General features: G+C 64.0%; 8 protein-coding genes. All 8 read left to right on the top strand.

The window, feature by feature from the left end:
* Nucleotides 1-194 (top strand): hypothetical protein (locus tag ACP5M5_RS04940; RefSeq protein ID WP_427935926.1); only part of this gene is annotated, 194 nt, incomplete at its 5' end.
* A gap of 192 nt (nucleotides 195-386) precedes the next feature.
* Nucleotides 387-2171 (top strand): IlvD/Edd family dehydratase, encoded by a 1785-nt coding sequence (locus ACP5M5_RS04935; RefSeq protein ID WP_427935925.1) that lies wholly within the window; start codon nucleotides 387-389, stop codon nucleotides 2169-2171.
* A 50-nt stretch (nucleotides 2172-2221) separates the two neighbouring features.
* Entirely contained in the window at nucleotides 2222-2821 is a 600-nt protein-coding gene (locus tag ACP5M5_RS04930) for a cysteine hydrolase family protein (RefSeq protein WP_427935924.1), read from the top strand.
* Between the two features lie 12 nt (nucleotides 2822-2833).
* Nucleotides 2834-3583, top strand: a complete 750-nt coding sequence (locus ACP5M5_RS04925; protein ID WP_427935923.1) for an SDR family oxidoreductase — start codon at nucleotides 2834-2836, stop codon at nucleotides 3581-3583.
* Nucleotides 3584-3602: 19 nt separating this feature from the next.
* On the top strand, nucleotides 3603-4805 hold the full coding sequence (gene pcaF / locus ACP5M5_RS04920) for a 3-oxoadipyl-CoA thiolase (RefSeq protein ID WP_427935922.1): 1203 nt from the start codon (nucleotides 3603-3605) through the stop codon (nucleotides 4803-4805).
* Nucleotides 4806-4909: 104 nt separating this feature from the next.
* Nucleotides 4910-5341 (top strand): succinate dehydrogenase, cytochrome b556 subunit, encoded by a 432-nt coding sequence (gene sdhC / locus ACP5M5_RS04915; RefSeq protein WP_427935921.1) that lies wholly within the window; start codon nucleotides 4910-4912, stop codon nucleotides 5339-5341.
* A 4-nt stretch (nucleotides 5342-5345) separates the two neighbouring features.
* On the top strand, nucleotides 5346-5744 hold the full coding sequence (gene sdhD, locus ACP5M5_RS04910; RefSeq protein WP_427935920.1) for a succinate dehydrogenase, hydrophobic membrane anchor protein: 399 nt from the start codon (nucleotides 5346-5348) through the stop codon (nucleotides 5742-5744).
* Nucleotides 5745-5814: 70 nt separating this feature from the next.
* Complete coding sequence (sdhA, locus tag ACP5M5_RS04905) at nucleotides 5815-7626, top strand: succinate dehydrogenase flavoprotein subunit (protein ID WP_427935919.1); 1812 nt, start codon at nucleotides 5815-5817, stop codon at nucleotides 7624-7626.
* The last annotated feature ends 3 nt before the right edge of the window (nucleotides 7627-7629 follow it).

Here is a 7629-nt window from a genome sequence, read left to right as displayed (position 1 = left end):
CCCGCCGTCGGACTTGCTTCTCGGCCGACGGCTGCGCGCACGTCCATGAGCAGCACGTGATTGATGGTCTGCCACGAACAGGGGCTGTCCATGCCATCAAATGGGCCGTCCAGCGCCCCCGCGACATGACATTGGAAAGCGTCGGCCAACTGGTCGATGGTCCGCTCATCAGCCCGTCAGCCGTGACGCGCTGATCAGCCCGGCCCATTGCCGGAAGGCACGGCGATCAACGCCGTCAGCTACACCACGCCACGCGGCACGATCTCTTTATCTGCAGAAAAAGAAGATTTTTTACTGCAAATTCATACCCGGGGCCGCGCCTCTGTTCATCCGCCGCGCGGGGTGGCAGAGTGCCGGCCTTCGCGGAATCCGGGAGAGAAACGGCCATGACAGACAATGGATCGCGCCGCTTGCGCAGCCGGCGGTGGTTCGATGAACCGCATGATCCGGGGATGACGGCGCTCTATGTCGAGCGCTATCTCAATTTCGGCTTAACGCGCGAAGAACTGCAATCGGGCAAGCCGATCATCGGCATTGCGCAAACCGGCTCCGATCTCTCGCCCTGCAACCGCCATCACCTTGATCTCGCGTCTCGTGTGCGGGACGGCATTCGCGAGGCCGGCGGCGTGCCGCTCGAATTTCCGCTGCACCCGATCCAAGAGACCGGCAAGCGCCCGACCGCGGCGCTCGATCGTAACCTCGCCTATCTCGGCCTCGTCGAGGTGCTGCACGGCTATCCCATCGATGGCGTCGTTCTCACCACCGGCTGCGACAAGACAACCCCAGCCTGCTTGATGGGGGCGGCGACGGTGAATATCCCGGCGATCGTGCTCTCTGGCGGGCCGATGCTCGATGGCTGGTGGCAGGGGCGGCTTTCCGGCTCGGGTACCATCGTCTGGGAGGGGCGGAAGCTCTACGCCGAGGGCAAGATCGATTACAATCAGTTCATGGACATGGTGGCGTCGTCTGCGCCCTCGGTCGGGCATTGCAACACGATGGGCACGGCGACCTCGATGAACAGCCTTGCCGAAGCGCTCGGCATGTCGCTCCCCGGCTGCGCCGCGATCCCGGCGCCTTATCGTGAGCGTGGGCAGATGGCGTATGAGACCGGGCGGCGGATCGTCGCCATGGTGCGTGAGAATCTCCGCCCCTCCGATATCATGACCAAAGCGGCATTCGAGAACGCGGTGGTCGCGGCGGCGGCACTCGGCGCCTCATCCAATTGCCCGATCCATATGATTGCGATCGCCCGCCATATGGGCGTCGATCACACGCTCGATGACTGGCAGCGTCTCGGGCCGGAGATTCCCCTTCTCGTTGATTGTCAGCCCGCTGGGCGCTTCCTCGGCGAAGCGTTCCATCGCGCCGGCGGCGTGCCGGCGGTGATGAAGGAACTGCTTGCGGCTGGCAAAATCGACGGCTCGGTGATGACGGTGACGGGGCGGACGCTCGCCGAGAATCTTGCCGGCGTGCCCGAGCCCGATCGCGAGGTGATCCGGCCCTATGACAAGCCGCTCCGCGAGCGCGCCGGCTATGTCGTGATGTCGGGCAATCTCTTCGAAAGCGCTGTGATGAAGACCAGCGTGATCGACGCCGCGTTCCGCCGCCGCTTTCTCTCCGACCCCGCCCACCCGGACGTGTTCGAGGGCAAGGCGATCGTCTTCGAGGGGCCGGAGGATTATCACGCCCGGATCGAGGATCCGGCGCTCGGCGTCGACGAGCATTCGATCCTGATCGTGCGCAATTGCGGCCCGGTTGGTTATCCGGGCAGCGCCGAGGTGGTGAATATGCAGCCGCCGGCCGCACTTCTGAAGCGCGGCATCGATGCGTTGCCGACGATGGGCGACGGGCGGCAATCGGGCACTTCCGGCAGCCCCTCGATCCTCAACGTGACGCCGGAGGCCGCGGTCGGCGGCGGGCTTGCGCTGTTACGCACCGGCGATCGCATCCGCGTCGATCTCACCAAACGCCGCGTCGATGTTCTGCTCGATGACGGCGAACTCGCCGCCCGCCGCGCCGCTTGGAGCCCACTTAAGCTCGATAACAAGACGCCGTGGGAGGAGATTTATCGAAGTATGGTCGGCCAGCTCGGCACCGGGGCGTGCCTTGAGCCCGCGACGCTTTATCTCGACATCATCACGACGCGCGGCGAATCGCGCAATAATCACTGAGAGCGGCGTGCGATCAAGTCGAGATAATCTCATCGGATAGACAACCAACTATGAATGAACCGGATATCCTAGCGAAAGGTGAGACGGCACTTCTGATCATCGATGTGCAGCGCGGGTTTGACGAGATCGAAGCGAGCGGTCTTGGTCGAAACAATCCTGGCGCTTTGATGGAAATCAGTCGATTGCTGGCTGCGTTCCGGGCGTGGAAAAAGCCGATTTTCCATATTCGGCATGAAGGAACGGCGCCCAATTCGTTTTTTTGCCCGGGTGGTCGAGGCTTTGCGGTCAAAGCGGAGGCACGCGATATGCCTGGGGAGCCAGTGATCGTCAAACGGGTCAACAGCGCATTCATCGGCACCGATCTCGAAGCCCGGCTTCGTGCGGTGGGCATTGGGACCCTTGTGATCTGCGGGGCAACAACCAATCACTGTGTCGAGACAACGACCCGGATGGCAAGTAATCTGGGATTCGATCCATGGCTAGTGCGAGACGCGACCTGGACATTCGACCGTATCGGCCCGGACGGCGACTGTCATGCGGCCGCCGACATTCACGCGATGACGCTTGCCAATCTGCACGAAGAGTTTGCGCGGATCGTAACGACATCGGAAATCATCACGATGCGCGGTGAATCGCGCAGTAATTACTAAGGAGGCAGAATTATGGCGGGAAGACTTGCCGGCAAAACGGCGTTCGTGACTGCGGCGGCGCAGGGGATCGGGCGGGCGAGCGCACTCGCTTTCGCCGCCGAGGGGGCGCGGGTGATCGCGACCGACGTCAATGAGGCGAAACTCGCCGACCTCAAGGCCGACAATCTCAGCACGAAGCGCCTTGACGTGATGGACCCGGCGGCCATCATCGCGCTCGCGGCCGAAACCGGCGCGATCGATATCCTCTTCAACTGCGCCGGCTTCGTCCATCAAGGCAGTATTCTCGACGCGACCGAGGAGGAGTGGCAATTCGCCTTCGACCTCAATGTGCGCTCGATGTTCCGCCTGATCCGCGCTTTCCTGCCCGGGATGCTCGCCCAAGGCGCGGGCTCGATCATCAACATGGCGTCGGCCGTCGGCAGCCTCAAAGGCGCGCCGAATCGCTTCGTTTATGGCGCGAGCAAGGCGGCGGTAGTCGGGATCACCAAATCGGTCGCCGCCGATACCGTGACCCGCGGCGTGCGTTGCAACTGTATCTGTCCCGGCACCATCCAGACGCCGAGCCTCGATGACCGCATCGCCGCCAATGCCGCGCAGGCAGGGTCGGTGGAGGCAGCGCGGGCAGCGTTCGTCGCTCGCCAGGCGATGGGGCGCTTGGGCACGCCAGAAGAGATCGCGGCGCTCGCGGTCTATCTCGCCAGCGACGAATCCCGCTTCGTCACTGGCCAGGCGATTGTGATCGACGGCGGCTGGACGATATAATCGGCGGAAGGAAACCCCTATGATCGAGGCTTATATCTGCGACTTCACCCGCACCCCGATCGGCCGCTATGGCGGCGTTTTGCGCGAGGTCCGCACCGATGATCTCGCAGCACAGCCGCTTCGCGTTCTGCGTGAGCGCCATGCGAGCGTGGACTGGGAGGCGGTCGATGAATGCCTGATGGGCTGTGCGAACCAGGCCGGCGAGGATAACCGAAATGTCGCCCGCATGGCGCTGCTGCTCGCCGGGCTGCCGGCGAGCATCGCCGGGGCGACGATCAACCGGCTCTGCGGTTCAGGTTTAGACGCGGTCGGCACGGCGGCGCGCGCCATTCGGACAGGCGAGGCCGATCTCATCATCGCCGGCGGGGTGGAAAGCATGACGCGGGCGCCGTTCGTGATGGCCAAGGCGAGCGAGGCGTTTCCACGCCAAGCCGAACTGCACGACACGACGATCGGCTGGCGCTTCGTCAACCCGGCAATGCGGGCGCAGTATGGCATCGATTCGATGCCGGAGACGGCGGAAAATGTCGCCGAAGAATTCCAGGTCGCGCGCGCCGACCAGGACGCCTTTGCGTGGCGGAGCCAGCAGCGCACCCAGGCGGCGATCGCGAGCGGGTTCTTCAAGCGCGAAATCACCCCGGTCACGATCAAGACCCGCAAGGGCGAAGTGGTGGTCGCGGATGATGAGCATCCCCGGCCCGAGACTACGCTCGAGGGGCTTGCCAAGCTCAAGACGCCGTTCCGCAACCCTGGAACCGTGACCGCAGGCAATGCCTCCGGCGTCAATGACGGTGCGGCCGCCTTGCTGCTCGCGTCAGAAAAAGCCGCTGCCCGCCATGGTCTGACGCCGCGGGCGCGGGTGGTCGCGATGGCGACGGCGGGCGTTGCACCGCGCATCATGGGCATCGGCCCGGCGCCGGCGACGGAGAAGCTGCTTGCCCGCCTCGGCCTCAAGATCGGCGACATCGATCTGATCGAGCTCAACGAGGCGTTTGCCGCGCAGGCTTTGGCGGTCACGCGCCAGCTTGGCTTGGCCGACGATGCTGAGCACGTCAATCCGCATGGCGGCGCGATCGCGCTCGGCCATCCACTCGGCGCTTCCGGGGCGCGGCTCGCGATGACTGCGGTCAGCGCGCTCGAGACACGCATCGCGCGGCGCGCCATCGTCACGATGTGCATTGGCGTCGGCCAGGGGATCGCGGCGCTGATCGAGCGGGTCTGACTGCGCCACCCGCCCCGCCGCGTTGACCGGGCGGGGCGCCGGGATTATTGACGAAACCTGTCAGCCCATCAGAGCAGGCTGGTTAGTTCGGGGGATATGAAGGCATGAAGGACGCGCCGAGCGCGTTGAGGATGGCGCGAAACAGCGATGGCAAATGGGTCGAGCGCCCGCTTTCGCCGCATTTGCAGATCTATCGCCCGCAAATCAGCTCCGCGCTTTCGATTTTCCATCGCTTCACCGGGGTCGGGCTCGGGGTCGGCACGCTGCTTTTGGTTTGGTGGCTCGCCGCCGCCGCCGGGAGCGATGCCGACTATGCCCGCGCTGCCGGTTTCATCGGCTCGCCGCTCGGGCTTTTGCTGCTGTTTCTCTGGACCGCGGCGTTGGTCTATCATTTTCTCAACGGCATTCGTCATCTCGCCTGGGATGCCGGGCTCGGGTTCGAATTGCCGCAAATGCATGCGAGCGGCAAGTTGGTTGTGATCGCGACCATTGTCCTGACCCTGCTCATCTGGGTCGTCGGTCTGGTGATCTGGTAGGGGAATGAAGGTGAGTAAGACGCATATGGTCACGATGCGCTCGCCGCTCGGGCGGGTGCGGGGGCTTGGATCGGCGAAATCCGGGACCGCGCATTGGTGGGCGCAGCGCCTGACCGCGATCGCGCTGGTGCCGCTTGCGATCTGGTTCGTGTTCGCGGTCCTTGCCCATCTCGGCGCGCCGCGTGAGGCCGTTGCGCATTGGATGGGGCGGCCGATCAACGCGGTTCTGCTGCTCGCGCTGAGCATCGCTCTCTTTCATCATCTCCATCTCGGCTTGCAAGTGGTGATCGAGGACTACATCCATACCGAGGCGGCGCGCCTTGCCGTGCTGCTCGCGATGCGGGCGGTGGTGGCGCTGCTGTTCTTGACCGCTTTGATCGCCATTTTGCGGATGGCGCTCTGACCGCCAGGGCCGTGAGTCAACTGACCGCTCAAGAGGGAGTCCGCTAACGCGCGGGCTCGAGGATGAAAAAATGAACGCGATTTCGAAGCCTTCGATCGGTGCCTATGACGTTATCGACCACGCTTATGAGGTCATCGTCGTTGGCGCCGGCGGCGCCGGGCTGCGGGCAACGCTCGGCATGGGTGCTGCGGGCCTCAAGACCGCCTGCATCACCAAGGTTTTCCCGACCCGCAGCCACACCGTTGCAGCGCAAGGTGGCGTCGCCGCTTCGCTCAGTAATATGAGCGCGGATGACTGGCGTTGGCACATGTATGACACCGTCAAGGGCTCGGATTGGCTCGGCGATCAGGACGCGATCGAATATATGTGCCGCGAGGCAATTCCGGCGGTCTATGAACTCGAGCATTTCGGCGTCCCGTTCAGCCGCACCGAAGACGGTAAAATCTATCAGCGTCCGTTCGGCGGGCACATGATGGAGTATGGCAAAACCCCGGCGCAACGTGCTTGTGCCGCCGCCGATCGCACCGGCCACGCCATCCTGCATACGCTCTATCAGCAAAGCCTGAAGCACGGCGTTGAGTTCTTCATCGAGTATTTTGCGATCGATCTGATCATGGATGAGGAGGGCGCGTGCCGCGGCGTTCTCGCTTGGTGCCTCGATGACGGCACGATGCATCGCTTCCGCGCACCGCTCGTCGTGCTCGCCACCGGCGGCTATGGCCGTGCCTTTTTCTCCTGCACCTCCGCCCACACCTGCACCGGCGATGGCGCTGGCATGGTGCTACGCGCCGGGTTGCCGACCCAAGACATGGAATTCGTGCAATTCCACCCAACCGGCATCTTCCCCGCCGGCTGCCTGATCACCGAAGGTGCGCGCGGCGAGGGCGGCTATCTCACCAATGCCGAGGGCGAGCGCTTCATGGAGCGCTATGCGCCGACCGCGAAGGATCTCGCCTCGCGCGATGTCGTGTCACGCTCGATGACCATCGAAATCAACGAAGGGCGCGGCTGCGGGCCAAATAAGGACCATATCCTGCTGCATCTCGAGCATCTCGGTGCCGAGATCCTGCATCAGCGCCTGCCCGGCATTTCCGAGACCGCGCGGGTGTTTGCCGGCGTTGATGTCACCAAGGCGCCGATCCCGGTGTTGCCAACGGTGCATTACAACATGGGCGGTATCCCGACCAATATCCACGCGGAAGTGCTGCGCCCGACCCAGGATAACCCGGACGTGGTGGTGCCGGGGCTGATGGCGATCGGTGAGGCGGCGTGTGTTTCCGTCCATGGCGCCAATCGGCTCGGCTGCAATTCTCTGCTCGATATCATCGTCTTCGGCCGCGCCGCCGCCCTCCGCGCCGCCGAAATCGTCAAGCCCGGCGCCAAGATCGCGCCCCTTCCCACGCGTGCCGGCGAAGCGGCGCTTGATCGCTTCGATGGCGTCCGCCATGCCAAGGGCGCGACCCGCGTCGCTGAACTGCGCGAGGCGATGCAGCGCACCATGCAAAGCCACGCTGCTGTGTTCCGCACCGCCAAGAGCCTCGCCGAGGGGGTTGCGAAAATGAAAACTCTTTGGGACGGCATGGCGGATATGACCCTCAGCGACCGCAGCCTGATTTGGAACAGCGACCTCATGGAGGCGCTGGAACTCACTAATCTCATGGGCAATGCCCTTACCACCATCACCAGCGCCGAGGCCCGCCATGAAAGCCGCGGCGCTCACGCCCATGACGATTACCCCGAGCGCGACGATGCCGAGTGGATGAAGCACTCGCTTTCCTGGTGCGATGCCAGGGGCGAAGTCACGCTCGCCTATCGCCCGGTGAAGATGCAGACGCTTTCCAACGAAGTGTCGGTGTTTCCTCCCAAAAAGCGGGTCTATTGAGCA

Source organism: Acidibrevibacterium sp., assembly GCF_049965395.1.
Classification (GTDB): Bacteria; Pseudomonadota; Alphaproteobacteria; order Acetobacterales; family Acetobacteraceae; genus Acidibrevibacterium; species Acidibrevibacterium fodinaquatile.
This window is presented reverse-complemented; position numbering and strand designations above follow the sequence as displayed.